At 44.0% G+C, this 284-nt stretch carries 1 protein-coding gene; it reads left to right on the forward strand.

Annotation, left to right across the window (positions count from 1 at the left end):
• Nucleotides 1–284 (forward strand): Spy0128 family protein (locus ADM50_RS03225; RefSeq protein WP_049484508.1); only part of this gene is annotated, 284 nt, incomplete at both ends.

The raw sequence follows: 284 nt of genomic DNA on the forward strand, positions 1-284 counted from the left end.
GACAACAACCCAACCTTCACCAATACTTACAAAGCAGCTACAACAACAGCTACTATCACAGCTACTAAAGTCTTGAACGGTAAAGCTCTAGAAGCTGACAAATACGAATTCGAACTTAAAGAAGGTGACAAAGTCGTTGCGACAGCTAAAAACGCAGCAGACGGTACTGTTACTTTCCCAGCAATCAGCTATGATGCTGCAGGCCCTCACACTTACACAATTACTGAAAAAGCAGGTAGCGAAGCAGGTGTGACATACGACACTGCTACACATGAAGTGACAGT

The organism is Streptococcus oralis, from assembly GCF_001075675.1.
GTDB classification, from domain to species: Bacteria; Bacillota; Bacilli; order Lactobacillales; family Streptococcaceae; genus Streptococcus; species Streptococcus oralis_V.